We start from the raw sequence: 26890 nt of genomic DNA, 5'->3' as shown, positions 1-26890 counted from the left end.
TGAGAAGCTTTAATGTTCGCGCTGAGTGGGGAACGACCACTCAACGTTTAGTCTGTCCGCGCTTCCCGACAATCGAGAGGGCAGGAGGTCCCGCCCCTTAATGGTTCTAATTAGTTAAGTGCTTTGTCATTCGGTTCTTTAAACAGAGCCTTCATGTCATCAGACAGCTCAAAGTTCATGTTCAGATTTTTTGGTGGGATTGGGTTCTTGAACCACTTATCGAACCATTTTTCCGCGTCGCCGGAGGTCTGAACCTGAGCGATGGTGTCATCGACCAGTTTCTTAAATTCCGCGTCGTCTTTACGCATCATGCAGCCATAGGCTTCTTTGGATTGCGCGGTGCCGACGATTTCCCAGTTGTCCGGTTTCTTCGCTTTCGCACGCTCACCGGCCAGCAGGGCATCATCCATCATAAACGCAACGGCGCGGCCGCTTTCCAGGGTGCGGAAAGAGTCGCCGTGGTCTTTGGCGCTGATGATGCGCATGTCCATTTTCTTCTCTTCGTTCAGCTTGTGCAGCAGCACTTCAGAGGTGGTACCGGAGGTCACGACTACCGCTTTGCCTTTCAGGTCTGCGAAGTCTTTAATCTCGCCGCCTTTTTTGGTCAGCAGACGGGTGCCGACCACGAAGATGGTATCGGAGAAGGCCGCCTGTTTCTGACGCTCAAGGTTGTTGGTGGTGGAGCCGCACTCAAAATCGAAGGTGCCGTTTTGCAGCAGCGGGATACGGTTTTGTGAAGTGATTGGGATCAGCTTCACTTCCAGGTCCGGTTTATTAAGCTTTTTCTTCACCGCGTCAACGATCGCGTTGGAGTAAGCCTGAGAGTAACCCACGACTTTTTGCGTGTTGTCGTAGTATGAGAACGGAACAGAGGATTCACGGTGGCCGACCACAATCACGCCGTTTTTGGCGATTTTTTCCAGCGTACCGCCCGCTGCCGGGGCAGCATCTTCGGCGTGCACGACGCCCGCGGACAATCCCATCACCAGCATTGCTGTGGCCAGTTTACGTAATTGCATATCCAACTCCTTTTTTATCAACGTCAGGTGCGCATTGATATTCGGTGTGATGTTGTTATAACTCGCGCGATACGAGTGCAGTGTTATACGTGTTTGTTAACATTTAGTTTGGCTTAATGTAAAGATTTTGCTGCGTTATTGTTTATTTTTGCGAAGCGCGCCGCACCATTCAGAGGCATAAATCTGCCGTTGCACCGTTTCGGTGCTACCGGTGAACAATGCTGGTGCGACCGGGTTGCACGTTAAGCCAAATCGCGTTTGCGTGAATAAACAAAGCAATAGGCGTGCCAGAGTTGGGGAGAGTGGGGAATTGCCCGGCGGCGCTTTGCTTGCCGGGCCTACAAACGTAGGCCGGGTAAGGCGAAGCCGCCACCCGGCAACAGAGGGGAAATGTTACTTACGACGCTGACGAAGGCTCATCAGCACGGCGCCAAAGCCGAACAGCGCGGTCAGGATCCATAGGGGCCAGTTGCCGGTACGAGCGTAAGGCGTCAGCCCGGTCGTTGGCGTGACCTTCGCAGTCAGCACGTCGCGGGTAAACTGCGGCAGCATGGCCTGAATTTCACCCTGCGGGCCAATCACCGCCGTAATGCCATTGTTGGTACTGCGCAGCAGCGGACGCGCCAGCTCCAGGGAGCGCATGCGCGCCATCTGGAAGTGCTGCCACGGGCCGATCGACTTACCGAACCAGGCATCGTTAGAGATGGTCAGGAGATAGTCGGTATTGGGACGGAAATTATCCCGCACCTGCTCACCGAGGATGATTTCGTAGCATATGGCGGCGGTCAGCAGGAAGCCGTGGGCGCTCAGCTGAGGCTGAACGTAGGAGCCCCGGCTAAACGAGGACATCGGCAAATCGAAGAACGGCGCCAGCGGACGCAGAATCGACTCCAGCGGCACAAACTCACCAAAGGGCACCAGGTGATTTTTATTGTAGCGGTTGGTCGACTCGTAGCTGTACGGGTTGTCTTTTCCCAGCGTGATGATGGTGTTGTAGGTGTCGTAACGGTTTTGCTTGTTCAGACGCGCATCCACAATACCGGTGATCAGGGTGGTGTCACGGGCGCGCAGCAGATCGTCCATCATGGCGAGAAAACGCTGCTGGTTGATCTCCAGATCCGGGATCGCCGACTCCGGCCAGATAATCAACTGGGATTTACCCATCTCTTTCTGGGTGGCATCCAGATAAATTTTCAGGGTGTTGATCAGCTGACCTTCATCCCATTTCAGCGACTGGGGAATATTGCCCTGCACCATCGACACCTGGGTGGCGCGTTCCGGCTCAAGGGTAAACCACTGGATATAACGCAGTGGGAAAGGCAGGGCAAAGAGGATCAGCGCCGCCGCCAGCGGACGCCAGTTGCGCTGTACCAGCGCCAGCACCAGCAGGCCGCTCACCACCATCAGCAGGAAGGTGATCGCCTCGACGCCCATTACCGGCGCCAGCCCTTTCAGCGGCCCGTCGATCTGGCTGTAGCCAAACTGCAGCCAGGGGAAGCCGGTCAGCACCCAGCCGCGCAGGAATTCGCTGCACTGCCAGACTACCGGGGCGGCAATAGCCACCCGCAGCCAGCTGGTTTTCGGCCACAGGCGCGACAGAATACCGGCAAACAGACCGGTATAGAGCGAGAGGTACGCCGCCAGCAGCACCACGAGGAAGATATTCACCGGTCCCGGCATGCCGCCAAATTGCGCGATACTGACGTAAACCCAGTTAATACCGGAGCCAAACAGGCCCAGTCCCCAGAAATAGCCAATCGCCGCCGCCTGTACAGGACGTCGGTTCAGGGTCAGCCCCTGAAGTCCCATCAGGGAGAGCAGGGCCGCAGGCCAGAAGTCATAAGGGGAAAAAGCCAGCGTACCGCTGGCTCCGAGGATCAGCGCCAGCAGCAGACGTACGCGCTGGCGTTCAAGCAGTGGGGCAAATGCCATTTAAATCAATCATCCAGTGTGGGTTGCGGAGCGTCGTCCGGCATTCTTACATGAACCTGAATAATACGTCGACTGTCGGCCATCGCGACCTTGAACTGGTAACCGTCTATTTCCACGGTTTCACCGCGTGCCGGAAGATGCCCAAAGGCCTGCATCACCAGCCCGCCGATGGTATCCACTTCTTCATCGCTGAAGTGGGTGCCAAAGGTGTCATTGAAGTCTTCGATTGGCGCCAGCGCACGCACGGTCCAGGTGTGGCGGCTCAGCTGACGGAAGTCGATATCCTCTTCTTCGTCATACTCGTCTTCGATTTCACCCACGATCAGTTCAAGAATATCTTCGATGGTGACCAGGCCCGAAACGCCGCCAAATTCATCGATAACAATCGCCATGTGGTAACGTTGAGAACGAAACTCTTTCAGCATGCGGTCTACCCGCTTGCTTTCCGGAACAACCACCGCCGGACGTAACACTTTTTCCATGCTGAAGGCTTCGGCATCGCTGCGCATAAACGGCAGCAGATCCTTGGCCATCAAAATCCCTTCGATGTGATCTTTATCTTCGCTGATGACCGGGAAACGTGAATGGGCAGACTCGATGATAACGTCGAGGCACTCATCCAGGGTCTGGTTGCGTTTCAGGGTGATCATCTGCGAGCGGGGGATCATGATATCGCGAACGCGTTGGTCTGCGATGTCCATTACCCCTTCGAGCATTTCGCGCGTATCTTCGTCGATAAGGTCGTTCTGCCCGGAGTCACGGATCAGCTCCAGAAGTTCGTCACGGTTTTTAGGTTCGCCGTGGAACAGCTGGCTCAGAATGAGGGAGAAAAATCCCTTTTTGCTGGTTGGAGTGTCGCTACTGTGTGAATTGTCGTCGCTCATGGCGTTTGTTAAGGGTTCTCATGTTGATTTAAAACTGCCGTCGCGGACCTGGGTCTGACGCGACGGCACATTATGTCAGTCCGGCGTAAAAGCGCCGAACAGACTACTCTTTCTCGGCAATGTACGGATCCTCATAGCCCAGAGCAAGCATTATCTCTGTCTCGAGGGACTCCATCTCTTCAGCTTCATCATCTTCAATATGATCGTAGCCTAGCAGATGCAGGCTTCCGTGCACCACCATGTGCGCCCAGTGGGCCTCAAGCGGTTTCTGCTGCTCTTTCGCTTCCTGCTCAACCACCTGCCGGCAGATGATCAAATCACCCAGCAGCGGCAGTTCGATGCCCGGCGGCGCTTCAAACGGGAAAGAGAGCACGTTGGTCGGCTTATCTTTCCCACGATAGGTCAGGTTCAGGTCATGGCTTTCTGCTTCATCCACCAGGCGAATCGTGACTTCAGACTCTTCCTGAAACTGAGGGATGACGGCATTCAGCCACGCCTGGAACTGGCTCTCTTCCGGCAGGCCGGCGTTATCTTCACAGGCCAGCTGTAAATCGAGGATCACCTGACTCATTTCTGCTCTTGCTCCTGGGCTTCGCGTTTGCGTTCCGCTGCCTGTTCTGCTTTACGTTTTTGATCTGCTGCTTCCCACGCTTCATATGCCGTGACGATGCGGGCAACCACCGGGTGGCGCACCACGTCTTCGCTGTGGAAGAAGTTAAAGCTGATTTCGTCCACTTCGGACAATACTTCAATGGCGTGACGCAGACCTGATTTGGTGCTGCGCGGCAGGTCGACCTGGGTGATATCCCCGGTGATCACCGCTTTGGAGTTAAAACCAATACGGGTCAGGAACATCTTCATCTGTTCGATGGTGGTGTTCTGGCTCTCATCCAGAATGATGAACGCATCGTTCAGGGTACGACCGCGCATATAGGCCAGCGGAGCCACTTCGATGACGTTACGTTCAATCAGTTTTTCGACCTTCTCGAAGCCGAGCATCTCAAACAGCGCATCGTACAGCGGGCGCAGGTAAGGATCGACCTTCTGGCTCAGGTCGCCAGGCAGGAAGCCCAGCTTCTCGCCCGCTTCAACGGCCGGACGGGTGAGCAGAATACGGCGGATCTCCTGGCGCTCCAGGGCATCCACGGCGGCCGCCACCGCAAGGTAGGTTTTACCGGTACCCGCCGGGCCGACGCCAAAGGTGATGTCATGATCGAGAATATTGGCGATGTACTGCGCCTGGTTTGGCGTGCGCGGCTTAATGACGCCACGCTTGGTCTGGATATGGATAGCTTTGCCGAAGTCCGGCACGCTCTCCGCGCTCTGCTCCAGCACCCGCGTTTCTTTGATCGCCAGATGGATCTGTTCCGGCTCAATATCCTGAATTTCACCGCGCATCGGGGCGGTATCAACGTACAGGCTACGGAGGATATCCGCAGCGGCATTGACGCAAATTGCGCGTCCGGTGAGTTTGAACTGGTTATCGCGACGATTAATCTCGATACCCAGACGTCGCTCCAGTTGTTTGATGTTGTCATCAAACGGCCCGCACAGGCTCAGCAGGCGAGCGTTATCTGCTGGCTCAAGGGTAATTTCACGTGTATCTATATTCAAACCGTTCCTCTTAATGTCCTGGATGCCATAAGGCAGTGGGTCTGTCTTAAGAAAGTATTCACGCCACAGAATAAAGGCGCAAGCATTGCGAAGGATATGGGGGAGAGAAGAGGGGAAAACAAGGCCTGCCAGAAATGACAGGCCAGAAGGGTTATGGCTGATAAACGCCGACACCCAGATCGCTTTCTTTACGGGTACGGGCAATCACCGACTCCGGAGATTCGACGACGCGCAGGCCCATTTCATCTTCGGTGCGCACCAGTTTTCCACGCAGGGAGTTGGTCAACACCTCAAGAATTTCAATATCAACGAACTTGCCCACCAGGTCCGGCGTACCTTCGAAGTTCACCACGCGGTTGTTCTCCGTTCGGCCAGAGAGCTGCATGATGCTCTTACGTGAAGTGCCTTCCACCAGCACGCGCTGCACGGTGCCAAGCATCCGACGGCTCCAGGCGTTAGCCTGCTGGTTGATGCGATCCTGCAGAATATACAGACGCTGCTTTTTCACCTCATCCGGCACGTCGTCCACCATATCGGCAGCAGGCGTACCCGGACGGGCCGAGAAGATGAAGCTGTAGCTCACGTCGAAGTTCACATCACCAATAACCTTCATGGTGCGTTCAAAATCGTCGTCCGTTTCACCCGGGAAGCCGACGATAAAGTCGGAGCTGATCTGAATGTCCGGGCGCGCTTCACGCAGCTTGCGGATAATCGCCTTATATTCCAGCGCGGTGTGGGTGCGGCCCATCAGGTTCAGCACGCGGTCAGAGCCACACTGGATCGGCAGGTGCAGGAAGCTCACCAGCTCCGGCGTATCCCGGTAGACATCAATGATGTCATCGGTGAATTCAATCGGGTGGCTGGTGGTGAAGCGAATGCGGTCGATGCCGTCAATGGCCGCCACCAGACGCAGCAGTTCGGCAAAGGAGCCGGTGCTGCCGTCATAGTTCTCGCCGCGCCAGGCGTTTACGTTCTGGCCGAGCAGGTTCACTTCACGTACGCCCTGCGCCGCGAGCTGAGCAATTTCAAAGAGAATGTCGTCGCAAGGGCGGCTGACTTCCTCACCGCGGGTGTAAGGCACCACGCAGTAGGTACAGTATTTGTTGCAGCCTTCCATAATGGAGACGAAGGCGGTTGGGCCATCCGCACGCGGTTCCGGCAGACGGTCAAATTTTTCGATTTCCGGGAAGCTGACGTCGATGATCGCTTTGCGCTGGCCGATTCCGCGCACGGAGTTGATCATCTCCGGCAGACGGTGCAGGGTCTGCGGGCCAAAAATAATATCGACGTAGTGGGCGCGCTGGCGGATCAGCTTGCCTTCCTGCGAGGCGACACAGCCGCCGACGCCGATGATCACGTCTGGTCTTTTTTGTTTGATCAGCTTCCAGCGACCTAACTGATGAAAGACTTTCTCCTGCGCCTTCTCACGGATCGAGCAGGTGTTCAGCAGCAACACGTCTGCTTCTTCCGCCACGTCGGTGAGTTGATACCCATGGGTGGCATCCAGCAGATCGGCCATCTTTGATGAATCGTACTCGTTCATCTGACAGCCCCAGGTTTTTATATGGAGTTTTTTTGTCATCGACTTGCTCGTGCTCAGGATTGCAGGGCGCGTATTGTAATGCTTTGGTGCGGTTGTGACCAGTATGAAGGTTCCCGGACTCAGGGCGAAAAAATCCGGTAAACTTAAGGGATTCTCAAATAAGGACAAATGACCATGACTATCCAACAAACCGGGATCGCCGTTGTCGGCGGCGGTATGGTCGGCGGGGCGCTGGCGCTGGGGCTGGCGCAACAGGGTTTCGACGTAACGGTTATCGAACAGGCGCCACCGCCTGCCTTTGACGCTTCTCAGCAGCCTGATGTTCGCATCTCCGCTATCAGCGCCGCGTCGGTCGATCTGCTTCGCGGACTGGACGTGTGGGACGCGATCCTGGCGATGCGCGCGCACCCGTATCGCCGCCTGGAGACCTGGGAGTGGGAAAATGCCCATGTGATTTTTGACGCCGCGGAGCTCAAACTCCCCCTGCTGGGGTATATGGTTGAAAATACCGTTCTGCAGCAGGCGCTCTGGCAGGCGCTGGAGGCGCATCCCAGGGTCACGCTGCGCGTCCCCGCGTCGGTGAAGCATCTGCATCGCCACAACGATCAACATCTGATTGAGCTGGATAGCGGTGAGCAGCTGGCGGTAAAACTGCTGGTGGGCGCCGACGGGGCGAATTCCCGGGTGCGGGAGCTGGCGGGGATCGGCATTCACGCCTGGCAATACCAACAATCCTGCATGCTGATTACCGTCGCCTGTGAGAACGAGCCGGGCGACAGCACCTGGCAGCACTTTACCCCGAACGGTCCGCACGCCTTTTTACCGCTGTTCGATCGCTGGGCCTCCCTGGTGTGGTACGACACCCCGGCGCGTATTCGCCAGCTACAGGGGCTGTCGATGGAACAGTTGCAGCGCGAAATCGCTCACCATTTCCCGGCACGGCTGGGTAAGGTAACGCCTGTCGCCGCGGGGGCCTTCCCGCTAACGCGTCGTCACGCCCTGCAGTACGCGCAGGAAGGGCTGGCGCTGGTCGGCGATGCTGCGCACACCATTCATCCGCTGGCGGGGCAGGGCGTTAACCTCGGCTATCGTGACGTCGACGCGCTGATAGATGTACTCAGCAATGCCCGCAATCACGGCGAAGCCTGGGCCAGCCATCAGGTGCTTAAGCGTTATCAGACCCGACGGATGGCGGACAACTTCATTATGCAGTCCGGAATGGATCTGTTTTACGCCGGGTTCAGCAACGATCTGGGACCGTTGCGCGTCCTGCGTAATGTGGGGTTGATGGCGGCGCAGCGGGCGGGCGGGCTGAAACGTCAGGCGCTGAAATACGCCTTAGGGCTTTAAAACTCTTGTAGGCCGGGTAAGGCGAAGCCGCCACCCGGCATGACTTTTAGAAACGCAGAAAAGCAAAAAGCTCGCCGAAGCGAGCTTTTTTAGTGTGGCTGGGGTGCAGGGATTCGAACCCCGGAATGCTGGTATCAGAAACCAGTGCCTTACCGCTTGGCGACACCCCAATGGCGTTAAACAATGAACATCTAACGACTTTTTAAATTGGCTGGGGTACGAGGATTCGAACCTCGGAATGCTGGTATCAGAAACCAGAGCCTTACCGCTTGGCGATACCCCAACAATTTTTTTTAGTTTACCGACAGAATCGATAAATCACTAATATGGTGGCTACGACGGGATTCGAACCTGTGACCCCATCATTATGAGTGATGTGCTCTAACCAACTGAGCTACGTAGCCAGTACTGCTTTCTTCGATGGCTGGGGTACCTGGATTCGAACCAGGGAATGCCGGTATCAAAAACCGGTGCCTTACCGCTTGGCGATACCCCAATAACCGCGGAGAACCGCAAAATCGAAGAAATATGGCTGGGGTACCTGGATTCGAACCAGGGAATGCCGGTATCAAAAACCGGTGCCTTACCGCTTGGCGATACCCCATCCGTGCAACGCTTTTATGGGAATGGTGCGGGAGGCGAGACTTGAACTCGCACACCTTGCGGCGCCAGAACCTAAATCTGGTGCGTCTACCAATTTCGCCACTCCCGCAAAAAAGATGGTGGCTACGACGGGATTCGAACCTGTGACCCCATCATTATGAGTGATGTGCTCTAACCAACTGAGCTACGTAGCCATCTTTTTTTCGCGTTACCTTATCGGCGTTGCGGGGCGCATTATGCGTATAGACCCTTGCAGCGTCAACACCTTTTTCATCGAAAATGTCTGGAATGTGACTGTTTGGTTAGGTTGCGAACAGCGTGGCCGAATATTCGGCAATTATTGGTTATTAATCGATTTTGTCCAGCAAAACGCGAGGCAAAAAAGAGGCCCCGAAGGGCCTCATGGCAAATTTTATTGCTTATTTATACGCAGACTGGTGCACGCCTACGGCACGACCTGACGGATCGTTCATGGTTTTAAACGCTTCATCCCACTCAATGGCTTTCGCAGAGGAGCAGGCGACGGAAGGGCCACCCGGGACACACTCTGCTGCGCTTGGCAGCGGGAACAGCTCTTCGAAGATCTCACGGTACAGATAGGCTTCTTTTGAACCCGGCGTGTTGTACGGGAAGCGGAAGCTGGCGGTTTCCAGTTGTTGATCGGAAATCTGCTTCGCGGCCACCTCTTTCAGGGTATCGATCCAGCTGTAACCTACGCCGTCAGAGAATTGCTCTTTCTGACGCCAGGCCACGCTTGCCGGTAGGTAAGATTCAAAACATTCGCGCAGGATATGTTTTTCCATCTTGCCGTTGCCGCACATCTTATCCTGCGGGTTGATACGCATGGCCACGTCGAGGAATTTCTTATCCAGGAACGGCACGCGTGCTTCCACGCCCCAGGCAGACATCGCTTTGTTGGCGCGGGCGCAGTCAAACATGTGCAGCGCCTGCAGCTTACGTACCGTCTCTTCGTGCAGCTCTTTAGCGTTCGGCGCTTTATGGAAGTACAGGTAACCGCCGAACACTTCGTCAGACCCTTCGCCGGACAGCACCATTTTGATGCCCATGGCTTTGATTTTACGCGACATCAGGTACATCGGCGTGGAGGCGCGGATGGTGGTCACGTCATAGGTTTCAATGTGATAGATAACGTCACGGATCGCATCCAGCCCTTCCTGCACCGTAAAGTGAATTTCATGGTGTACGGTGCCGAGATGGTTAGCCACTTCCTGTGCGGCTTTCAGATCCGGAGATCCTTCCAGACCAACGGCGAAGGAGTGCAGCTGCGGCCACCAGGCTTCGGAGCGCTCCTGATCCTCCACGCGGCGGGCGGCGTATTTTTTGGTGATAGCCGAAATCACAGAGGAGTCCAGACCGCCGGAGAGCAGCACGCCATAAGGCACGTCTGACATCAGGTGGCTTTTTACCGCCTCTTCCAGCGCCTGGGTCAGCTCGACTTTGTCGGTAACGTTGTCTTTAACGGCATCGTAATCAAACCAGTCGCGTTGATAGTAAGAGCGGATCTCGCCATCTTTACTCCACAGGAAACTGCCTGCCGGGAACTCTTTAATGGTGCGGCACACCGGCACCAGGGCTTTCATCTCTGATGCCACATAGAAGTTGCCGAATTCGTCGTGACCCATGTACAGCGGGATGATCCCGATGTGGTCGCGGCCAATCAGATACGCATCTTTTTCGCTGTCGTACAGGGCGAAGGCGAACATCCCCTGCAGCTCGTCGAGGAATTCCGGGCCTTTCTCCTGATACAGCGCCAGGATCACTTCACAGTCAGAACCGGTCTGGAAGGCATAGCGATCGCCGTACTCCGCACGCAGCGCCTGGTGGTTGTAGATCTCACCGTTGACCGCCAGGGCATGGGTTTTTTTCTCGTTATATAACGGCTGAGCACCGGCGTTAACGTCGACAATCGACAGACGTTCATGGGCCAGAATCGCTTTATCGCTGGCGTAGACACCGGACCAGTCCGGGCCGCGATGGCGCATCAGACGGGACAATTCCAGTGCTTTTTTACGCAGTTCGCCTGCGTCAGTTTTAATATCCAGTACGCCGAAAATTGAACACATAACCTTCTCCATTAACCCTGTTGCAGTGTGATGTTGCTTGCTTATGAAAATGCCGCAAAAGGGGAGGAGCGGCAAGCGTTTTGCCGGGTAAAAGAGAAAAAGTGCAATGGTCATTGCTGAATGTTGAAAAAAGCGTATGACTTGAGCTGGTTTATTGAAGATTATTCAATGAATGAAGGTTTTGTTTAGATATGACTCTGTTTTTACTGCGACAAAATGAAAAAACCACGTCCGGTGACGTGGTTTCAGATTACAGAACATCAATTTCCGCGACCGAGGGGTAAATCCAGCTCGGCCGGAACGGCATCGAATCAATATCATCGAGGGTCGATACCCCTGACAGCACCAGAATGGTCTCCAGCCCGGCCTGGAAACCGGCCAGAATATCGGTGCGCAGGTTGTCACCTACAATCACCGTATCTTCCGAGTGGGCCTGCATTTTGTTGAGCGCCGCGCGAATGATCCACGGGCTTGGCTTACCGACATAAAAGGGCGTACGGCCGGAGATCTTCTCAATACCGGCACAGAGCGCGCCACAGGCCGGGTAGAAGCCGCGGCCGTGGGTATCCGGGTTGGTGGCGATAAATCGGGCACCGTTGGCGACGAAGAAGGCTGCCTTATGCATCATCTCCCAGTTATAGGAGCGTGTCTCGCCGACGATCACGAAATCGGGATTCACATCGGTGATGGTGAAGCCTGCTTTGTATAGCTCATGGATCAGCGCGCCTTCGCCCACTACATAGGCTTTTTTACCTTCCTGACGCTTCAGAAAATCTGCGGTGGCCATCGCCGAGGTGTAGAACACGCTGTCGGGCACGTCGACACCGGCAGTAGCGAAGCGGTTCGCCAAATCCTGTCCGGTCTGCGACGGGAAGTTGGTGAGCAGAACCAGCGGCATGCCTTTTTCCATGATGCGGTTAAGAAATTCTGCTGCGCCCGGCACGGCAACGTTGTCGTGCATCAGCACGCCGTCGATATCACAAATAACATTCTTAATGGTCATGGACTTCCCGACATCAAAAAAAGAAGGCGTCACTATAAAACGCTGTCAGCTTTCCAGCAAACGCTGCAACAGGATACCGTTAAGCATGGCGCGTTTTACCAGCGCAAAGGCGCCAATCGCTGAACGGTCATTCAGCGCGGAGCGGACCACGGGCAGATTCTGGCGAAACGCCTTCAGCGCCTGGGTATTGATGCACCCCTCAATGGCGGGCAGCAGCACTTTTTCGGCTTCGGTAATTTCGCCCGCAATCACCACTTTTTGCGGGTTAAACAGGTTGATGGCAATGGCAATAGTTTTGCCAAGGTGACGGCCGACCTGTTCGATGACTTCGCTGGCCAGGGCGTCGCCCTTGTTGGCGGCCTTGCAGATAGCGTTGATTTTACAGTCGTCCAGCGTAATGCGGCTCTGGTAACCCTGCTCCAGCAGATGACGCACGCGCTGCTCAATGGCGGCGTTGGCAGCCACCGTTTCCAGACAGCCAAAGTTGCCGCAGTGGCAGCGCTCACCCAGTGGATCAACCTGAATGTGGCCAATCTCGCCGACGTTACCGTTACGGCCAATAAAAATGCGCCCGTTGGAGATGATCCCGGCCCCCGTCCCCCGGTGAACACGCACCAGAATAGAGTCTTCACAATCCTGGCTCGCACCAAAGTAGTGCTCCGCCAGCGCCAGGCTACGGATATCGTGGCCCACAAAGCAGGTGACGGCGAAGCGTTTTTCCAGGGCGTCGATCAGCCCCCAGTTTTCAACCTGAATATGCGGCATATAGCGGATCACGCCGCTTTCGGGGTCGACAAGCCCGGGCAGGATCACCGAAATGGCGATCAGCTCGCGGATTTTGCGTTGGCAGGACTCGATAAACAGCTCGATGGCGTTGAGCAGGGCATGCTCAAGGGTCTCTTGCGTGCGTTCCGGCAGGGAGTAGTGCTCTTCTGCAACCGCTTTGCTGCTCAGGTCGTACAGCGTCAGGGTGGCATCATGACGTCCAAGGCGCACGCCGATGGCGTGAAAATGGCGGGTTTCGGTCACAATGGAGATCGCGCGACGGCCCCCGGTGGAGGCCTGCTGATCCACTTCTTTAATTAACCCGCGCTCAATGAGCTGGCGGGTAATTTTCGTCACGCTGGCGGGGGCAAGCTGGCTCTGTTCTGCAATCTGGATCCGCGAGATGGGTCCATGCTGGTCAATCAGTCGATATACCGCCGCACTGTTCAGCTGCTTTACCAGATCAACGTTACCAATTTGAGCTTGTCCGCCAGGTGTCATACGTTTACTTACTCTGTGACGACCTCGTTACCATTAACGATGGTCTTGATGATTTTATAATCGTGTGTGAATGCGGTGAGGTTAGCCACCATGCCAGGTGCAATACTGCCCAGCTGCTTATCCACGCCAATCGCACGTGCCGGGTAGAGGGTTGCCATACGCAACACTTCATCCAGAGCAATGCTGCAATGTTCCACCAGATTGCGCACGCCTTCGATCATGGTCAGGGCCGAACCGCTTAAGGTTCCGTTCTCATCCACACACAGTCCATTCCGGTAGTATATTGTTTTACCAGCAAAAATGAACTGTTCAATATTTGCCCCCGCCGGTGCCGTGGCATCTGTGACCAGACACAGCTTGTCGCCTTTCAGGCGTTTGGCGTTACGCACGTTGGCATAATCTACGTGTAACCCGTCGGCAATGATGCCGCAATAGACGTCCGGCTCATCGAAGATCGCCCCGGTCAGACCCGGCTCACGCCCGGTGATGTACGGCATGGCGTTATAAAGATGGGTAGCAAAGGTGATACCGGCCCGGAAGCCAACTTTGGCCTCTTTCAGCGTGGCGTTGGAGTGCCCGGCTGAAACCACAATTCCTGCGCCCGCCAGCTTGCCGATGACCTCTGGATCGACCATTTCTGGCGCCAGGGTCACTTTGGTGATCACATCCGCGTTGGCACAGAGGAAATCGACCAGCTCGCCGTCAGGTTTACGCACGAAGCTCGGGTTATGGGTGCCTTTCTTGACGATATTCAGCCACGGACCTTCAAGGTGCAGGCCCAGCGCCTGGTGCGGGTATTTCGCCAGGTATTCACGCATCACGCGAATGCCCTGTTTCATCAGATCGTCGCTGGTGGTGATCAGCGTTGGCAGATAGCTAGTGCAGCCCGATCTTTCGTTGGCGCGCTGCATAATCTCCAGCGTCTCAACCGTGACGGCATCCGCTGTATCATTGAACTGCACGCCGCCACAGCCGTTAAGCTGTACGTCGATAAAACCGGGGGAGAGGATTGCCCCATTGAGCGAGCGTTGTTCTATTTCCGTCGGCAGTTCGGCCAGCGGGCAGACACGTTCAATCAGGCCATTTGCGATCACAATCGCATGGTCATCCAGAATTTCATGGCCGGTATAAATCCGACCGTGGGTTAAAGCGTACATAACGACCCCCGGTATAAAAATAGCATCCCGCCTCTGCAAACAGAGGCGGCGTTACATTACAGACCTTTAATGTTTTCTGCTTCTAATTCGTTGAAATATTTCAACGTCTTCACTTTCAGTTCCATCGTGGACGGCTCATCGCACACCACTACCGCTTTCGGATGCAGCTGCAGGCAGCTGATGGTCCACATGTGGTTGACGTTGCCTTCAACGGCCGCCTGCAGCGCCTGCGCTTTCACGCCGCCCAGCACCAGAATCATCACTTCTTCCGCGTCCAGCAGGGTACCCACACCAACGGTCAGGGCGTATTTTGGCACCTGGTTCACGTCGCCATCAAAGAAACGCGAGTTTGCCACACGGGTGTCATGGGTCAGGGTTTTGATACGGGTACGGGACGCCAGAGACGAGGCCGGTTCGTTAAATGCGATATGACCGTCGTTGCCCACGCCACCCATGAACAGGTGAATTTTGCCGTAAGCGCGAATTTTTTCTTCATAATGACGGCATTCAGCATCGATATCCGGCGCATTACCATCCAGCAGGTTAATATTTCCCGGCTGAATATCAATGTGATCAAAGAAATTACGGTGCATGAAGCTATGGTAGCTTTCCGGATGATCTTTTGGCAGGCCAACGTACTCATCCATGTTGAAAGTGACAACATGTTCGAAACTTACCTGGCCCGCTTTATGCATCTCAACCAATGCTTTATAGGCAGTAAGAGGTGTGCCACCGGTTGGCAGGCCGAGCACAAAAGGACGATCGGCAGTCGGTTTAAACGCATTGATACGGTTTACAATATGGCGGGCAGCCCATTTACCGACTTGTTCTGCAGTTGCCAGGGGGATCAGTCTCATTATTCACCTCTAAAGATTTCATAAAAGATGGCGGATTGCTTGTCCGGGTATGATTAAGACTAACCTGGTTCACACCGAGAGGGGGCAATTCGTCTTGATTTTTCGTATCATAAAATAAGTTTTGGCAGTTTGCCAGTGCAGGGGAGGGTGATAAACAATATTTGGTGACAAAACTCACAAAAAGTACGCGTTTAATTTGCGATACGAATTAATTTTCCACACACTCAGTCAGCCAGTGAATCATCAACTGTATTTACAAGTTAGTGACACAATAAAAACACAGCTGAGAATACACCGTTAACGGGGTCTCATAGGGGGAACAAATTGAGCATTTTAGGTTACTTACAAAAGGTTGGCCGCGCCTTAATGGTGCCGGTCGCCACGCTGCCAGCGGCAGCAATACTGATGGGTGTCGGGTACTGGATTGACCCTGTGGGTTGGGGTGGGGACAACGCGTTAGCCGCGTTCTTCATTAAGTCCGGTTCTGCCATTATCGATAACATGTCCGTACTGTTTGCCATTGGTGTGGCTTATGGTATGTCCAAAGATAAAGACGGTGCTGCGGCACTGACCGGTTTTGTGGGCTTCCTTGTGTTGACCACGCTCTGCTCCCCGGCTGCGGTTTCCATGATCCAGAAGATCCCTGCGGACCAGGTTCCGGCAGCCTTCGGTAAGATCAGCAACCAGTTCGTGGGTATCCTGGTGGGTATCATCTCCGCTGAACTGTACAACCGCTTCAGTAGCGTTGAGTTGCCAAAAGCACTCTCCTTCTTCAGCGGTCGTCGTCTGGTGCCGATTCTGACCTCCTTTGTTATGATTGTTGTCGCTTTCATCCTGATGTACATCTGGCCGGTGATCTTCGACGGTCTGGTGAACTTCGGTGAGCACATCCAGAAGCTGGGTTCCGTCGGTGCGGGCGTGTATGCGTTCTTCAACCGTCTGCTGATCCCGGTCGGTCTGCACCACGCCCTGAACTCCGTGTTCTGGTTTGACGTTGCGGGCATTAACGATATCCCTAACTTCCTCGGCGGCGCACAGTCCATCGAAGCAGGTAAAGCGGTTGTGGGTATCACCGGTCGTTATCAGGCGGGCTTCTTCCCGATTATGATGTTCGGTCTGCCGGGTGCGGCGCTGGCTATCTACCACTGCGCGCGTCCAGAGAACAAAGCAAAAGTGCTGGGTATCATGATGGCGGGCGCATTCGCGGCCTTCTTCACCGGTATCACCGAACCGCTGGAATTCTCCTTCATGTTCGTTGCCCCGGTACTGTACGTCATCCACGCCGTACTGACCGGTATCTCCGTGTTCATCGCCGCAAGCATGCAGTGGATTGCCGGCTTTGGCTTCAGTGCGGGCCTGGTGGATATGGTACTGTCGTCCCGTAACCCACTGGCGGTTCACTGGTACATGCTGATCCTGCAGGGTCTGGCCTTCTTCGTGATCTACTACGTGGTATTCCGCTTCACCATCACCAAATTCAACCTGATGACTCCGGGTCGCGAGCTGGCTGTCGCCGGTAGCGAAGGGGATGGTCAGGACGTGAACGTGAGCGGCACCGCGACGGAAGACGTTTCCGGCCTGGCGCGTCAGTACATCGCGGCAGTCGGCGGTTCAGACAACCTGACCGGTATTGATGCCTGCATCACCCGTCTGCGTCTGAACGTGAAAGACTCTTCTCTGGTTAACGAAGCAATGGCGAAACGCCTGGGTGCGTCTGGCGTGATCCGCCTGAACAAAACCAGCGTTCAGATTATCGTCGGCTTTGTGGCCGAGAAAATCGCCAACGCAATGAAAACCACCGGTCCGGTTGCCGCTGCTGAAGCGACATTTGCGCCAGCCGCTGCGCCTGCTGCGGTTAAGCCACAGGCTGTTGCCAATGCCACCACCATCGCTGCGCTGGTTTCGCCAGTGACCGGGGAAGTGGTTGCTCTGGAGCAGGTGCCTGATGAAGCCTTTGCCAGCAAAGCAGTGGGCGATGGCGTAGCGGTGAAACCAACGGATAAAACCGTGGTCTCTCCGGCAGCCGGTACTATCGTCAAGATCTTTAACACCAACCACGCGTTCTGCCTAGAAACAGAGAAAGGCGCGGAGATCGTTGTCCATATGGGTATCGATACCGTTGCGCTGGGTGGCCAGGGCTTCAAACGCCTGGTTGAAGAGGGTGCCGAAGTGGTTGCCGGTCAGCCGGTTCTGGAAATGGATCTCGACTACCTGAACGCCAATGCCCGCTCCATGATCAGCCCGGTGGTCTGCAGCAATATCGACGACTTCAGCGGCCTTGTGATCAAGGCGCAGGGTCAGGTTGTTGCCGGTCAGACACCACTGTATGAAATTAAAGGCAAATAAGTGCTCCTGAGTCAGCGTTAATGCCTGAGCGGCGGGGATATCCCCGCCGCTTTTTTTTGCAGCAATTGCCCCGATTATTCTCTTCAGAGACCTTTTTTTGCGTAACTAAAGGTTGTCACTACGCCCGGCTTATAAGATCATATGCCGTTATACGTCGTTTACGCTTTGAGGAATCCACGATGAGTGAGGCTGAAGCCCGCCCGAGCAACTTTATCCGTCAGATCATTGATGAAGATCTGGCCACCGGTAAGCACACTACCGTTCACACCCGTTTCCCGCCGGAGCCGAACGGCTACCTGCACATTGGTCATGCGAAATCGATCTGCCTGAACTTCGGCATCGCGCAGGACTACCAGGGTCAATGCAACCTGCGTTTCGATGACACCAACCCGGTGAAAGAAGATATCGAATACGTAGAGTCCATTAAGAACGACGTGCAATGGTTGGGCTTCAACTGGTCTGGCGACATCTGCTACTCCTCTGACTATTTTGATCAGCTGTACGCTTATGCCGTTGAGCTGATCAACAAAGGCCTGGCCTACGTTGACGAGCTTTCCGCTGACGAGATCCGCGAATACCGCGGGTCGCTGACCGCGCCGGGCAAAAACAGCCCATACCGCGATCGCAGCGTAGAAGAGAACCTGGCGCTGTTTGAAAAAATGCGTGCCGGTGGCTTCGAAGAGGGCAAAGCCTGTCTGCGTGCCAAAATCGATATGGCCTCGCCGTTTATCGTGATGCGCGACCCGGTGCTGTACCGCATTAAGTTTGCCGATCACCACCAGACCGGCAGCAAGTGGTGCATCTACCCGATGTATGACTTCACTCACTGCATCAGCGATGCGCTGGAAGGCATTACCCACTCGCTCTGTACCCTGGAGTTCCAGGATAACCGTCGCCTGTATGACTGGGTGCTGGATAACATCTCTATTCCGGTGCATCCGCGTCAGTACGAGTTCTCTCGTCTGAATCTGGAATACACCGTGATGTCCAAGCGTAAGCTGAACCTGCTGGTGACCGACAAGCACGTTGAAGGCTGGGATGACCCGCGTATGCCGACCATTTCCGGTCTGCGTCGTCGTGGCTATACCGCCGCCTCCATCCGTGAGTTCTGCAAACGCATTGGCGTGACCAAGCAGGACAACACCATTGAGATGGCGTCACTGGAATCCTGTATCCGCGAAGATCTGAACGAAAATGCCCCGCGCGCCATGGCGGTTATCGATCCGGTTAAACTGGTTATCGAAAACTATCCGCAGGGCGAAAGCGAGCTGGTGACCATGCCAAATCATCCGAGCAAACCGGAGATGGGCAGCCGTGATGTGCCGTTCAGCGCCGAGATCTGGATCGATCGCGCCGACTTCCGTGAAGAAGCCAACAAGCAGTACAAACGTCTGGTGATGGGCAAAGAGGTGCGTCTGCGTAATGCCTACGTGATCAAAGCCGAACGCGTCGAGAAAGATGCTGAAGGCAATATCACCACCATCTTCTGCACCTACGATGCTGAGACCCTGAGCAAGGATCCGGCCGACGGTCGCAAGGTGAAGGGCGTTATTCACTGGGTGAGCGCGGCACATGCGCTGCCGGTTGAAATCCGCCTGTACGATCGTCTGTTCAGCGTGCCAAACCCGGGTGCCGCAGAGGACTTCCTGGAAGTGATTAACCAGGATTCACTGGTGATCAAGCAGGGCTTTGCCGAGCCGTCCCTGAAAGCTGCCGTTGCTGGTCACGCGTATCAGTTCGAGCGTGAAGGCTACTTCTGCCTCGACAGCCGCTATGCTACTGCCGACAAACTGGTATTTAACCGTACCGTCGGTCTGCGTGATACTTGGGCTAAAGCGGGCGAGTAATCCCTTTCTCCTTTTGAAAAACGCCGCGTATGCGGCGTTTTTTTTGCCTGACCATTATGCCCTTAACCCTTTAAATCTTCGCGTTGCGAATTAATTATATTTTTTAAAACGGTTTACTTTCTCTTCCCTTTCGCAAATTAACCGTCATCGATACCAGATGCGCTGTTTAATTATTATTAATTAAAAATAAATCGCTCATTCTGAATATTATTTTAAATAAATATTCTTCCCCATTGGCTTTGTTACAAACCGCAACCAAATATGTGCGCTTTGTCATAATCCTGACTTTTGATCGCTGAAAAGCATTGATAATTCGCGTCGCGAAAAATAGTCTAAGGACAGGAGATGTAAGCGGGTATTTCCGGTTGCCTCCACTTTTTACTTTTTTGTTTTTCGCCGTTTAAGGCGCTTTTAATACGTCAAAGAGGATTAATTATGCGTACGTTTAGTGGCAAACGTAGTGCGCTTGCGCTGGCTATCGCCGGTGTTACAGCAATGTCAGGCTGGATGGTTTCTCCGAAAGCCCAGGCCGAAGGATTCATCGATGATTCAACCCTCACGGGCGGTGTCTATTACTGGCAGCGTGAACGTGACCGCAAAGATGTCGATGCAGACAAATATAAAACCAACCTGGCTCACTCCACCTGGAACGCCAACCTTGATTTCCAGTCCGGCTATGCCGCCGATATGTTTGGTCTTGATCTGGCTGCGTTCACTGCTATCGAAATGGCGGAAAACGGCGACAGCGGCCACCCGAACGAAATTGCCTTCTCCTCCAGCAATAAAGCCTATAAAGAGGACTGGTCCGGTGATAAGAGCGGGATCAGCCTGTACAAAGCGGCAGCAAAATTCAAATACGGCCCGGCCTGGGCACGCGGTGGCTGGCTTCAGCCAACCGGTCAAACCCTGCTAGCGCCGCACTGGAGCTTTATGCCGGGTACCTATCAGGGTGCCGAAGCCGGAGCCAACTTTGACTACGGCGATAGCGGTGCGTTGAGTTTCTCTTACATGTGGACCAACGAGTATAAAGCGCCGTGGCACCTCGAGATGGACAAGTTCTATCAGAATGACAGAAAAACCCGCGTCGACTATCTCCACTCCTTCGGCGCGAAGTACGATTTCAAAAATAACCTGATTCTGGAAGCCGCATTTGGCCAGGCTGAAGGCTTCATCGATCAGTACTTTGCCAAAGCCAGCTACAAGCTTGATATCGTGGGCGGCCCGCTCTCTACCACCTATCAGTTCTACGGCACGCGTGATAAAGCCGACAGCGGCACCGTAAACGATATTTACGACGGTACGGCCTGGCTGCAGGCGCTAACGTTGGGCTACAAGGTCGGTCAGGTCGATTTACGTCTGGAAGGAACTTACGTCAAGGCTGAAGGCCAGCAGGGCTACTTCCTGCAGCGTATGACCCCAACCTACGCGTCATCCAACGGTCGTCTGGACGTATGGTGGGATAACCGCTCCGACTTTAACGCCAACGGCGAAAAGGCGGTCTTCTTCGGGGCCATGTATGACCTGAGTAACTTGAACCTGGCGGGCTGGAGCGTCGGCGCGTCTTATGTCTACGCCTGGGATGCGAAACCGGCAGACTGGTTAATCAACAGCGCCGGTCAGCGTGAAGATATCGCCTCCAACAAGATCAAGGAATCTGCCTACAACCTGGATGCGATCTACACCCTGCAGGATGGGCGCGCAAAAGGGACCATGTTCAAACTGCACTTCACGCAGTATGACAACCACTCCGATATTCCAAGCTACGGCGGCGGCTACGGCAACATCTTCCAGGATGAGCGTGACGTGAAGTTCATGGTTATCGCCCCGTTCACCATCTTCTGATGACAATCCGGGCGGGGGCGCTCCCCGCCTGACTGGAGACCTCTATGCTGAAAAAAATCGTACTGGTCGCGGTGCTGGCATCAGGACTGGCCGCCTGCGCACAACCACAGACCCAGAAAGAAGATACCCGTCTGAAAGAGGCCTACAGCGCGTGCATCAATACCGCTGAAGGTTCGCCAGAAAAGATCGAAGCCTGTCAAAGCGTGCTGGACGTGCTGCGCCAGGAGAAGGCGCACGAACAGTTTGCGGCCCAGGAAACCGTCCGGGTGGCGGATTACCAGGCCTGTATCCAGGCGCGTAAAACGGGTAACAATCAGGACGTGACCAAAAACTGCGATAAAATCTGGCAGGAAATCCGCAGTAATAACGCGAAGTAATCAGCTGTTTGCCATGCCCGGTGGCGCTATGCTTACCGGGCCTACGGGTAATTTCACCCTTGTAGGCCCGTGTAAGCGCAGCGCCACCGGGCTTTTTTACAGGATGGCAGGCAAAAAAAAGCCAACCGTCAGGTTGGCTCAGAGTCTATGCAGAGATTACTTCGCGTCGTGCGCGTGGTCATCTTCGCGGCAGTCGCCTTCGGCACAGTGGCCATACAGGTACAGACTGTGGTTGGTCAGACGAATGCCATGACGTGCGGCAATTTCGCGCTGACGTAATTCGATGGAGTCATCGCTGAATTCGATCACTTTGCCGCAGTCGAGGCAAATCAGGTGATCGTGGTGGTGCTGCTGCGTCAGTTCAAATACGGATTTACCGCCTTCGAAATTATGACGCGTAACGATGCCTGCATCGTCGAACTGGTTCAGTACACGGTAAACGGTAGCCAGACCAATTTCTTCGCCCATGTCGATCAGACGCTTGTATAAGTCTTCCGCACTGACATGATGGTTATCCGGACCCTGAAGTACTTCCAGGATTTTTAACCGTGGAAGCGTGACTTTCAGTCCGGCCTTCTTTAATGCGGTGTTGTTGTCAGTCATGCGGAATCTGTCCTGTTGCTAAACGATTCACTTCTAAAGAAGAAGTGACAGAAAATGCACCTGGGATAATGCGTCTCATTATAGAACTGCCATGACGTAATGAAAACTGCAAGTCTCAAGTAAAGTATGCTTATAAAAACGTGGTACCGCCAACAAAGTTGTTACAAGGTTCCCCGTTTACTCCTGGATCATTGTACAGGTATGGCAGCGAAAGTTAAAAATTTGTAGCAATTATTTTGATTGGAATTACCTATCGATGCGGCGCAACTTTAGCGTTGCGCCGCGACATCATCAGGCGTTGAGGATGGCGTCGAGGTGCAGCTCTTCGCGGATCTGTTTAACCCATTTGTCCACGCGTTCAGCGGTCAGTTCTGGCTGGCGATCTTCGTCGATGGCGAGACCGACAAAGTTGTTGTCGTCGGCCAGACCTTTAGAAGCTTCGAAGTGGTAACCGGCGGTTGGCCAGTGACCGACAATCACCGCGCCGCGTGGCTCAATGATGTCGCGAATGGTGCCGAGGGCGTCGCAGAAGTACTCTGCGTAATCTTCCTGATCGCCGCAGCCGAACAGGGCAACCAGCTTGCCGTTGAAGTCGATCTCTTCCAGAGACGGGAAGAAGTCGTCCCAGTCACACTGCGCTTCACCGTAATACCAGGTCGGGATGCCCAGCAGCAGAATATCGTAACCTTCGATATCTTCTTTGCTGCTTTTCGCAATGTCATGCACATCGGCAACGTCTTTACCTAACTGTTTTTGAATGTTTTTTGCGATGTTTTCGGTGTTACCCGTGTCGCTGCCGAAAAAAATGCCGATGATTGCCATGAGTAAAATAACCTCTTGATACTTAATGGTATGGTGGCGCAATTTAGCCACGGATAAGGGCAATCATAGCAGAACAGAGAAGCCTGCGGAAACTGCTATCACGCAGGACTGCACTCTGTGCTACATGAAAGCAACAAGAAGGGGGGTTTTCTGACTTACGCTTTGCCGTGCCATTCCCCGAGCTGCGAAATCAGCATCTCTTCGATAAGCTCACTGCGGCTGATCTCACGAGCATTCGCCAGCTCATTCAGCGCATCGACGGCTTCAGCATTCAGTTTCAGCTCGACGCGTTTAAGCCCACGACTTTTATCGCGTTTAAGCTGATTGCGCTTATTAATGCGCAGCTGTTCATCACGCGAAAGCGGATTGGTTTTCGGTCGTCCCGGGCGACGCTCATTCGCGAACAGATCTATTGTCGTGCGGTCCGTGTGTTCTTTGGCCATGATTCTGAGACTTCGGGGGAAACAAGACACCCTGCTAATGCCCGGGCGATAAGCGCGCCATCATACATCACCGAAAACGGCACGCCAACGACTGGAGGCCTGCCGGCGACCAGTCGCTCTCTTTTTAATCAATTATTGATGTCAGCGAGGTAACGGCGGATAGCGCGCAGCACCGCGTCAGGTTTTTCAGCATGAACCCAGTGTCCGGCTCCGGCAATGACATGCGCTTTGGCCTGAGGGAATTGCGCCAGCAGCGCATCGCGGTACGCTTCGGTGACATACGGGGAATTGCCGCCAGTGATGAACAGGGTAGAGTGCGGCCACGCCGGGACCGCCTGCCAGCCGACGATCTGGTCATACTGATCCCACAGTACGGGCACGTTGAAGCGCCACTCGCCGTCAACGAAGGATTTCAGCAGGAACTGCACCACGCCTTCTTCATCCAGATGTTCACGCATCAGCGCCGCGGCCTGCTGGCGGGTGCTGACGCCGGCGTCCGTGACGGCGTTAATGGCGGCGAAGATCTCATCGTGGCGACGGACGTCATAATCCACAGGCGCGACGTCGATCGCTACCAGGCCGGCAATTCGCTCTGGCGCAATTGCCGTCAGCGCCATCACCGCTTTGCCGCCCATTGAGTGACCAATCAGGATCGCCTTTTCAATCTTGTGTTCATCCAGCGTATCCAGCAGATCCTGAGCCATATCGGCGTAGGTCATCTGCGGCGAGCGCGGCGACAGACCGTGGTTGCGCATATCCACCTGCAGCAGCGCGTGGTCGGTCACCAGATCCCGTGCCAGCACGCCAAGGTTATCCAGGCTGCCAAACAGGCCATGCACCAGGACGATGGGAGAATTATTGTGCGGCGATTGTGCAGATTGCGCTCGGGTATTCAATTTCATGGCAAAGTTCTTTTTTTACGTATGTCAGGTTAGGGTATCATGTTGACCATTCTGCCGCCCGGCTGCAAGGAAACAGTTAAATCTGACTTTTGCCGCCATTCTGGCTTGACGCTATCCGCTGTTGGGTTTTGACCTTATACTCCCAACGACTTGTATTCAGATAAGATATCGCACTGGATTAAGATGAAAACAATCGAAGTTGATGACGAGCTTTATCAGTATATCGCCAGCCAGACGCGGCACATTGGTGAGAGCGCGTCCGACATTTTACGGCGCATGCTGAAAATTGCCGCCGCCTCGCAGTCTGCCGCTCCGGCCATCAAAGAGACGCGCCAGCCAGCTGCTGTCGCGCAGGAAAAGCCGCTGTCGCCGGTAAAAGACAAAGTGCGTGCGATGCGCGAATTGCTGCTTTCTGACGAATACGCTGAGCAGAAGAAAGCAGTTAACCGCTTTATGCTGGTGCTGACTACACTCTATTCACTGGATAACAACGCGTTCGCCGACGCGACTGAGTCACTTCATGGTCGCACCCGCGTCTATTTCGCGGCTGATGAGCAAACGCTGTTACAGAATGGCAATCAAACTAAGCCCAAGCACCTGCCTGGTACACCGTACTGGGTGATCACCAATACCAATACCGGACGCAAGCGCAGCATGATCGAACATATCATGCAATCCATGCAGTTCCCGGCGGAATTGACTGATAAGGTTTGCGGCACTATCTAACCCTTGCATCAGAAGGACCAGGCAATGGCAAATCACAATCGTGCGGGTCAACCTGCACAACAGAGCGATTTGATTAACGTCGCCCAGCTTACCGCGCAGTACTACGTGCTGAAGCCGGAAGTGGGTAACGCAGAACACGCAGTGAAGTTTGGTACATCCGGGCACCGCGGCAGTGCGGTACGCCACAGCTTTAACGAGCCGCATATTCTGGCCATTGCTCAGGCCATCGCGGAAGAGCGCGCCAAAAATGGCATCACCGGTCCGTGCTACGTGGGTAAAGATACCCACGCCCTGTCAGAGCCTGCCTTTATTTCCGTACTGGAAGTGCTGGCGGCCAACGGCGTGGACGTCGTGATTCAGGAAAACAATGGCTATACGCCGACCCCTGCGGTCTCTAACGCCATTCTGGTGCATAACCAGAAAGGCGGCGCGCAGGCGGATGGTATTGTGATCACGCCATCCCACAACCCGCCGGAAGATGGCGGCATCAAATACAATCCACCGAACGGCGGCCCGGCTGATACCAACGTCACCAAAGTGGTGGAAGATCGTGCCAACGCCCTGCTGGCCGACGGCCTGAATGGCGTGAAGCGCATTTCCCTGGACGAGGCGATGGCCTCCGGCCACGTGAAAGAGCAGGATCTGGTGCAGCCGTTCGTTGAAGGGCTGGCGGATATCGTCGACATGGCGGCGATCCAGAAAGCCGGTCTGAAGCTGGGCGTTGACCCGCTCGGCGGTTCCGGTATCGAATACTGGAAACGTATTGCCGAGCACTACAAGCTGGATCTGACCATCGTTAACGATCACGTCGATCAGACCTTCCGCTTTATGCACCTCGATAAAGACGGCGCGATCCGTATGGACTGCTCCTCCGAGTGTGCGATGGCCGGCCTGCTGGCGCTGCGCGACAAGTTTGACCTCGCCTTCGCCAACGACCCGGATTACGACCGTCACGGCATCGTCACCCCGGCTGGCCTGATGAACCCGAACCACTATCTGGCGGTAGCGATCAACTACCTGTTCCAGCACCGTCCACAGTGGGGCGCAGAGGTTGCCGTGGGTAAAACCCTGGTCTCCTCCGCCATGATCGACCGCGTGGTTAACGACCTGGGCCGCAAGCTGGTGGAAGTGCCTGTTGGCTTCAAGTGGTTTGTTGACGGTCTGTTCGACGGCAGCTTTGGCTTTGGCGGCGAAGAGAGCGCGGGGGCTTCCTTCCTGCGCTTCAACGGTACGCCGTGGTCAACCGACAAAGACGGCATCATCATGTGCCTGCTGGCGGCGGAAATCACTGCCGTCACCGGTAAGAACCCGCAGGAGCACTACAACGAGCTGGCAGCCCGTTTCGGGGCCCCGAGCTACAATCGTCTGCAGGCTTCTGCCACTTCTGCCCAGAAAGCGGCGCTGTCTAAGCTGTCGCCAGAGATGGTCAGCGCCAGCACCCTGGCGGGCGATCCGATCACTGCACGTCTGACGGCAGCACCGGGTAACGGTGCGTCGATCGGCGGCCTGAAGGTGATGACCGAGAACGGCTGGTTCGCAGCGCGTCCATCCGGCACCGAAGATGCGTACAAAATCTACTGTGAAAGCTTCCTCGGCGACGAACACCGTCAGCTGATCGAGAAAGAAGCGGTGGAGATTGTGAGTGAAGTGCTGAAAAACGCATAATCATT

At 54.8% G+C, this 26890-nt stretch carries 22 protein-coding genes and 7 tRNA genes; 7 read left to right on the top strand and 22 right to left on the bottom strand.

The window, feature by feature from the left end:
• Nucleotides 1–110: 110 nt before the first annotated feature.
• The 6 genes from LRS40_RS23995 to miaB all read right to left on the bottom strand — a co-directional run bounded on the left by LRS40_RS23995 (nucleotide 111) and on the right by miaB (nucleotide 7031).
• Nucleotides 111–1019 carry an amino acid ABC transporter substrate-binding protein gene (locus tag LRS40_RS23995; RefSeq protein ID WP_185902340.1) on the bottom strand — a complete coding sequence of 303 codons (909 nt, stop codon included), beginning with the start codon at nucleotides 1017–1019 and terminating at the stop codon, nucleotides 111–113.
• Nucleotides 1020–1412: 393 nt separating this feature from the next.
• Entirely contained in the window at nucleotides 1413–2951 is a 1539-nt protein-coding gene (lnt, locus tag LRS40_RS23990) for an apolipoprotein N-acyltransferase (protein WP_231312868.1), read from the bottom strand.
• Nucleotides 2952–2956: 5 nt separating this feature from the next.
• Nucleotides 2957–3835, bottom strand: coding sequence for a CNNM family magnesium/cobalt transport protein CorC (gene corC, locus LRS40_RS23985; RefSeq protein ID WP_032617040.1), 879 nt, complete (start codon nucleotides 3833–3835; stop codon nucleotides 2957–2959).
• Nucleotides 3836–3938: 103 nt separating this feature from the next.
• Nucleotides 3939–4406: an rRNA maturation RNase YbeY gene (gene ybeY, locus LRS40_RS23980; protein WP_142488684.1), complete on the bottom strand. Its 468-nt coding sequence runs from the start codon at nucleotides 4404–4406 to the stop codon at nucleotides 3939–3941.
• On the bottom strand, nucleotides 4403–5449 hold the full coding sequence (locus tag LRS40_RS23975) for a PhoH family protein (protein ID WP_142488685.1): 1047 nt from the start codon (nucleotides 5447–5449) through the stop codon (nucleotides 4403–4405). The genes ybeY and LRS40_RS23975 overlap by 4 nt, the downstream gene beginning before the upstream one ends.
• Nucleotides 5450–5600: 151 nt before the next feature.
• The gene (gene miaB / locus LRS40_RS23970) at nucleotides 5601–7031 is read right to left on the bottom strand and encodes a tRNA (N6-isopentenyl adenosine(37)-C2)-methylthiotransferase MiaB (protein ID WP_231312867.1); all 1431 of its coding nucleotides are present in this window, start codon (nucleotides 7029–7031) and stop codon (nucleotides 5601–5603) included.
• Nucleotides 7032–7166: 135 nt separating this feature from the next.
• Between miaB and ubiF the strand changes: the two genes are divergently transcribed.
• Nucleotides 7167–8342, top strand: a complete 1176-nt coding sequence (gene ubiF / locus LRS40_RS23965; RefSeq protein ID WP_231312866.1) for a 3-demethoxyubiquinol 3-hydroxylase — start codon at nucleotides 7167–7169, stop codon at nucleotides 8340–8342.
• Nucleotides 8343–8437: 95 nt separating this feature from the next.
• Here ubiF and LRS40_RS23960 read toward each other — a convergent pair.
• From LRS40_RS23960 to nagB, 12 genes are all read right to left on the bottom strand, one after another.
• Nucleotides 8438–8512, bottom strand: a tRNA-Gln gene (locus LRS40_RS23960).
• Nucleotides 8513–8550: 38 nt separating this feature from the next.
• Nucleotides 8551–8625, bottom strand: a tRNA-Gln gene (locus LRS40_RS23955).
• A 44-nt stretch (nucleotides 8626–8669) separates the two neighbouring features.
• Nucleotides 8670–8746 (bottom strand) — tRNA-Met (locus LRS40_RS23950).
• A 17-nt stretch (nucleotides 8747–8763) separates the two neighbouring features.
• Nucleotides 8764–8838 (bottom strand) — tRNA-Gln (locus tag LRS40_RS23945).
• 33 nt (nucleotides 8839–8871) lie between these two features.
• Nucleotides 8872–8946: transfer RNA gene (locus LRS40_RS23940), tRNA-Gln, on the bottom strand.
• A gap of 23 nt (nucleotides 8947–8969) precedes the next feature.
• Nucleotides 8970–9054: transfer RNA gene (locus LRS40_RS23935), tRNA-Leu, on the bottom strand.
• A gap of 8 nt (nucleotides 9055–9062) precedes the next feature.
• Nucleotides 9063–9139: transfer RNA gene (locus LRS40_RS23930), tRNA-Met, on the bottom strand.
• Between the two features lie 225 nt (nucleotides 9140–9364).
• On the bottom strand, nucleotides 9365–11029 hold the full coding sequence (gene asnB / locus LRS40_RS23925) for an asparagine synthase B (RefSeq protein ID WP_032617046.1): 1665 nt from the start codon (nucleotides 11027–11029) through the stop codon (nucleotides 9365–9367).
• Nucleotides 11030–11279: 250 nt separating this feature from the next.
• Nucleotides 11280–12032 carry a ribonucleotide monophosphatase NagD gene (nagD, locus tag LRS40_RS23920; protein ID WP_142488689.1) on the bottom strand — a complete coding sequence of 251 codons (753 nt, stop codon included), beginning with the start codon at nucleotides 12030–12032 and terminating at the stop codon, nucleotides 11280–11282.
• A 45-nt stretch (nucleotides 12033–12077) separates the two neighbouring features.
• On the bottom strand, nucleotides 12078–13298 hold the full coding sequence (locus LRS40_RS23915) for an N-acetylglucosamine repressor (protein WP_142488690.1): 1221 nt from the start codon (nucleotides 13296–13298) through the stop codon (nucleotides 12078–12080).
• Nucleotides 13299–13306: 8 nt separating this feature from the next.
• Nucleotides 13307–14455, bottom strand: a complete 1149-nt coding sequence (nagA, locus tag LRS40_RS23910; RefSeq protein ID WP_156263208.1) for an N-acetylglucosamine-6-phosphate deacetylase — start codon at nucleotides 14453–14455, stop codon at nucleotides 13307–13309.
• A gap of 56 nt (nucleotides 14456–14511) precedes the next feature.
• A complete protein-coding gene (gene nagB / locus LRS40_RS23905; RefSeq protein WP_142488692.1) occupies nucleotides 14512–15312 on the bottom strand; it encodes a glucosamine-6-phosphate deaminase in 801 nt (266 codons plus the stop codon).
• A gap of 324 nt (nucleotides 15313–15636) precedes the next feature.
• Here nagB and nagE point away from each other — a divergent pair, with 324 nt between their 5' ends.
• The 4 genes from nagE to chiQ all read left to right on the top strand — a co-directional run bounded on the left by nagE (nucleotide 15637) and on the right by chiQ (nucleotide 21724).
• Nucleotides 15637–17658: an N-acetylglucosamine-specific PTS transporter subunit IIBC gene (nagE, locus tag LRS40_RS23900; protein ID WP_231312865.1), complete on the top strand. Its 2022-nt coding sequence runs from the start codon at nucleotides 15637–15639 to the stop codon at nucleotides 17656–17658.
• 179 nt (nucleotides 17659–17837) lie between these two features.
• Complete coding sequence (gene glnS / locus LRS40_RS23895; protein ID WP_142488694.1) at nucleotides 17838–19505, top strand: glutamine--tRNA ligase; 1668 nt, start codon at nucleotides 17838–17840, stop codon at nucleotides 19503–19505.
• 435 nt (nucleotides 19506–19940) lie between these two features.
• Nucleotides 19941–21347 carry a chitoporin gene (chiP, locus tag LRS40_RS23890; RefSeq protein ID WP_231312864.1) on the top strand — a complete coding sequence of 469 codons (1407 nt, stop codon included), beginning with the start codon at nucleotides 19941–19943 and terminating at the stop codon, nucleotides 21345–21347.
• A gap of 44 nt (nucleotides 21348–21391) precedes the next feature.
• On the top strand, nucleotides 21392–21724 hold the full coding sequence (gene chiQ / locus LRS40_RS23885) for a ChiQ/YbfN family lipoprotein (protein ID WP_185902341.1): 333 nt from the start codon (nucleotides 21392–21394) through the stop codon (nucleotides 21722–21724).
• A 156-nt stretch (nucleotides 21725–21880) separates the two neighbouring features.
• Here the strand turns inward: chiQ and fur are convergent, their stop codons facing one another.
• The 4 genes from fur to ybfF all read right to left on the bottom strand — a co-directional run bounded on the left by fur (nucleotide 21881) and on the right by ybfF (nucleotide 24494).
• Nucleotides 21881–22327, bottom strand: coding sequence for a ferric iron uptake transcriptional regulator (gene fur, locus LRS40_RS23880; protein WP_142488696.1), 447 nt, complete (start codon nucleotides 22325–22327; stop codon nucleotides 21881–21883).
• Nucleotides 22328–22618: 291 nt separating this feature from the next.
• On the bottom strand, nucleotides 22619–23149 hold the full coding sequence (gene fldA, locus LRS40_RS23875; RefSeq protein ID WP_032617056.1) for a flavodoxin FldA: 531 nt from the start codon (nucleotides 23147–23149) through the stop codon (nucleotides 22619–22621).
• A 155-nt stretch (nucleotides 23150–23304) separates the two neighbouring features.
• The gene (gene ybfE / locus LRS40_RS23870; protein ID WP_231312863.1) at nucleotides 23305–23592 is read right to left on the bottom strand and encodes a LexA regulated protein; all 288 of its coding nucleotides are present in this window, start codon (nucleotides 23590–23592) and stop codon (nucleotides 23305–23307) included.
• Nucleotides 23593–23720: 128 nt separating this feature from the next.
• Nucleotides 23721–24494, bottom strand: a complete 774-nt coding sequence (gene ybfF, locus LRS40_RS23865; protein WP_156263212.1) for an esterase — start codon at nucleotides 24492–24494, stop codon at nucleotides 23721–23723.
• Between the two features lie 183 nt (nucleotides 24495–24677).
• Between ybfF and seqA the strand changes: the two genes are divergently transcribed.
• Nucleotides 24678–25220, top strand: a complete 543-nt coding sequence (seqA, locus tag LRS40_RS23860) for a replication initiation negative regulator SeqA (protein WP_142488699.1) — start codon at nucleotides 24678–24680, stop codon at nucleotides 25218–25220.
• 24 nt (nucleotides 25221–25244) lie between these two features.
• Nucleotides 25245–26885, top strand: a complete 1641-nt coding sequence (gene pgm / locus LRS40_RS23855) for a phosphoglucomutase (alpha-D-glucose-1,6-bisphosphate-dependent) (RefSeq protein ID WP_106992357.1) — start codon at nucleotides 25245–25247, stop codon at nucleotides 26883–26885.
• Nucleotides 26886–26890 lie beyond the last annotated feature (5 nt).

The organism is Leclercia sp. G3L (assembly GCF_021117075.1).
Taxonomy (GTDB): domain Bacteria; phylum Pseudomonadota; class Gammaproteobacteria; order Enterobacterales; family Enterobacteriaceae; genus Enterobacter; species Enterobacter adecarboxylatus_C.
Note: the sequence above shows the minus strand (reverse complement) of the source record. Positions and strands in the feature narration are given on the sequence as shown.

Excerpts from the sequence above, each read along its gene's own strand:
- miaB (WP_231312867.1), bottom strand. The coding sequence starts at position 7,031 with ATGACAAAAAAACTCCATATAAAAACCTGGGGCTGTCAGATGAACGAG.
- ybfE (WP_231312863.1), bottom strand. The coding sequence starts at position 23,592 with ATGGCCAAAGAACACACGGACCGCACGACAATAGATCTGTTCGCGAAT.
- nagB (WP_142488692.1), bottom strand. The coding sequence starts at position 15,312 with ATGAGACTGATCCCCCTGGCAACTGCAGAACAAGTCGGTAAATGGGCT.
- LRS40_RS23915 (WP_142488690.1), bottom strand. The coding sequence starts at position 13,298 with ATGACACCTGGCGGACAAGCTCAAATTGGTAACGTTGATCTGGTAAAG.
- corC (WP_032617040.1), bottom strand. The coding sequence starts at position 3,835 with ATGAGCGACGACAATTCACACAGTAGCGACACTCCAACCAGCAAAAAG.
- LRS40_RS23995 (WP_185902340.1), bottom strand. The coding sequence starts at position 1,019 with ATGCAATTACGTAAACTGGCCACAGCAATGCTGGTGATGGGATTGTCC.
- glnS (WP_142488694.1), top strand. The coding sequence starts at position 17,838 with ATGAGTGAGGCTGAAGCCCGCCCGAGCAACTTTATCCGTCAGATCATT.
- lnt (WP_231312868.1), bottom strand. The coding sequence starts at position 2,951 with ATGGCATTTGCCCCACTGCTTGAACGCCAGCGCGTACGTCTGCTGCTG.
- ybeY (WP_142488684.1), bottom strand. The coding sequence starts at position 4,406 with ATGAGTCAGGTGATCCTCGATTTACAGCTGGCCTGTGAAGATAACGCC.
- nagA (WP_156263208.1), bottom strand. The coding sequence starts at position 14,455 with ATGTACGCTTTAACCCACGGTCGGATTTATACCGGCCATGAAATTCTG.
- asnB (WP_032617046.1), bottom strand. The coding sequence starts at position 11,029 with ATGTGTTCAATTTTCGGCGTACTGGATATTAAAACTGACGCAGGCGAA.
- seqA (WP_142488699.1), top strand. The coding sequence starts at position 24,678 with ATGAAAACAATCGAAGTTGATGACGAGCTTTATCAGTATATCGCCAGC.
- chiQ (WP_185902341.1), top strand. The coding sequence starts at position 21,392 with ATGCTGAAAAAAATCGTACTGGTCGCGGTGCTGGCATCAGGACTGGCC.
- fldA (WP_032617056.1), bottom strand. The coding sequence starts at position 23,149 with ATGGCAATCATCGGCATTTTTTTCGGCAGCGACACGGGTAACACCGAA.
- ubiF (WP_231312866.1), top strand. The coding sequence starts at position 7,167 with ATGACTATCCAACAAACCGGGATCGCCGTTGTCGGCGGCGGTATGGTC.
- chiP (WP_231312864.1), top strand. The coding sequence starts at position 19,941 with ATGCGTACGTTTAGTGGCAAACGTAGTGCGCTTGCGCTGGCTATCGCC.
- nagD (WP_142488689.1), bottom strand. The coding sequence starts at position 12,032 with ATGACCATTAAGAATGTTATTTGTGATATCGACGGCGTGCTGATGCAC.
- fur (WP_142488696.1), bottom strand. The coding sequence starts at position 22,327 with ATGACTGACAACAACACCGCATTAAAGAAGGCCGGACTGAAAGTCACG.
- ybfF (WP_156263212.1), bottom strand. The coding sequence starts at position 24,494 with ATGAAATTGAATACCCGAGCGCAATCTGCACAATCGCCGCACAATAAT.
- pgm (WP_106992357.1), top strand. The coding sequence starts at position 25,245 with ATGGCAAATCACAATCGTGCGGGTCAACCTGCACAACAGAGCGATTTG.